Here is a 2,247-nt window from a genome sequence, read left to right on the forward strand (position 1 = left end):
GTGGTGTGACTGCGTACCTTTTGTATAATGGGTCAGCGACTTATATTCTGTAGCAAGGTTAACCGTATAGGGGAGCCGAAGGGAAACCGAGTCTTAACTGGGCGTTAAGTTGCAGGGTATAGACCCGAAACCCGGTGATCTAGCCATGGGCAGGTTGAAGGTTGGGTAACACTAACTGGAGGACCGAACCGACTAATGTTGAAAAATTAGCGGATGACTTGTGGCTGGGGGTGAAAGGCCAATCAAACCGGGAGATAGCTGGTTCTCCCCGAAAGCTATTTAGGTAGCGCCTCGTGAACTCATCTTCGGGGGTAGAGCACTGTTTCGGCTAGGGGGCCATCCCGGCTTACCAACCCGATGCAAACTACGAATACCGAAGAATGTTATCACGGGAGACACACGGCGGGTGCTAACGTCCGTCGTGAAGAGGGAAACAACCCAGACCGCCAGCTAAGGTCCCAAAGTCATGGTTAAGTGGGAAACGATGTGGGAAGGCACAGACAGCCAGGATGTTGGCTTAGAAGCAGCCATCATTTAAAGAAAGCGTAATAGCTCACTGGTCGAGTCGGCCTGCGCGGAAGATGTAACGGGGCTAAACCATGCACCGAAGCTGCGGCAGCGACACTATGTGTTGTTGGGTAGGGGAGCGTTCTGTAAGCCGTTGAAGGTGTGCTGTGAGGCATGCTGGAGGTATCAGAAGTGCGAATGCTGACATAAGTAACGATAAAGCGGGTGAAAAGCCCGCTCGCCGGAAGACCAAGGGTTCCTGTCCAACGTTAATCGGGGCAGGGTGAGTCGACCCCTAAGGCGAGGCCGAAAGGCGTAGTCGATGGGAAACAGGTTAATATTCCTGTACTTGGTGTTACTGCGAAGGGGGGACGGAGAAGGCTATGTTAGCCGGGCGACGGTTGTCCCGGTTTAAGCATGTAGGCGGAGGTTCCAGGTAAATCCGGTACCTTTTAACGCTGAGGTGTGATGACGAGGCACTACGGTGCTGAAGTAACAAATGCCCTGCTTCCAGGAAAAGCCTCTAAGCATCAGGTAACATCAAATCGTACCCCAAACCGACACAGGTGGTCAGGTAGAGAATACCAAGGCGCTTGAGAGAACTCGGGTGAAGGAACTAGGCAAAATGGTGCCGTAACTTCGGGAGAAGGCACGCTGATATGTAGGTGAAGCCCCTGCGGGTGGAGCTGAAATCAGTCGAAGATACCAGCTGGCTGCAACTGTTTATTAAAAACACAGCACTGTGCAAACACGAAAGTGGACGTATACGGTGTGACGCCTGCCCGGTGCCGGAAGGTTAATTGATGGGGTTAGCGGCAACGCGAAGCTCTTGATCGAAGCCCCGGTAAACGGCGGCCGTAACTATAACGGTCCTAAGGTAGCGAAATTCCTTGTCGGGTAAGTTCCGACCTGCACGAATGGCGTAATGATGGCCAGGCTGTCTCCACCCGAGACTCAGTGAAATTGAACTCGCTGTGAAGATGCAGTGTACCCGCGGCAAGACGGAAAGACCCCGTGAACCTTTACTATAGCTTGACACTGAACACTGGTCCTTGATGTGTAGGATAGGTGGGAGGCTTTGAAGCGTGGACGCCAGTCTGCGTGGAGCCGTCCTTGAAATACCACCCTTTAATGGCTGGTGTTCTAACGTAGACCCGTGATCCGGGTTGCGGACAGTGTCTGGTGGGTAGTTTGACTGGGGCGGTCTCCTCCCAAAGAGTAACGGAGGAGCACGAAGGTTAGCTAATCCTGGTCGGACATCAGGAGGTTAGTGCAATGGCATAAGCTAGCTTGACTGCGAGAGTGACGGCTCGAGCAGGTGCGAAAGCAGGTCATAGTGATCCGGTGGTTCTGAATGGAAGGGCCATCGCTCAACGGATAAAAGGTACTCCGGGGATAACAGGCTGATACCGCCCAAGAGTTCATATCGACGGCGGTGTTTGGCACCTCGATGTCGGCTCATCACATCCTGGGGCTGAAGTAGGTCCCAAGGGTATGGCTGTTCGCCATTTAAAGTGGTACGCGAGCTGGGTTTAGAACGTCGTGAGACAGTTCGGTCCCTATCTGCCGTGGGCGCTGGAGAATTGAGGGGGGCTGCTCCTAGTACGAGAGGACCGGAGTGGACGCATCACTGGTGTTCGGGTTGTCATGCCAATGGCACTGCCCGGTAGCTAAATGCGGAAAAGATAAGTGCTGAAAGCATCTAAGCACGAAACTTGCCCCGAGATGAGTTCTCCCTGA

The 2,247-nt window shown here is 53.4% G+C and carries 1 rRNA gene; it reads left to right on the forward strand.

The annotated features are described in order from the left end of the window. A 23S ribosomal RNA gene (locus tag OTG14_RS23630) occupies positions 1-2,247 on the forward strand; the annotation flags it as partial.

The sequence above is a fragment of the Enterobacter pseudoroggenkampii genome (assembly GCF_026420145.1).
GTDB classification, from domain to species: Bacteria; Pseudomonadota; Gammaproteobacteria; order Enterobacterales; family Enterobacteriaceae; genus Enterobacter; species Enterobacter pseudoroggenkampii.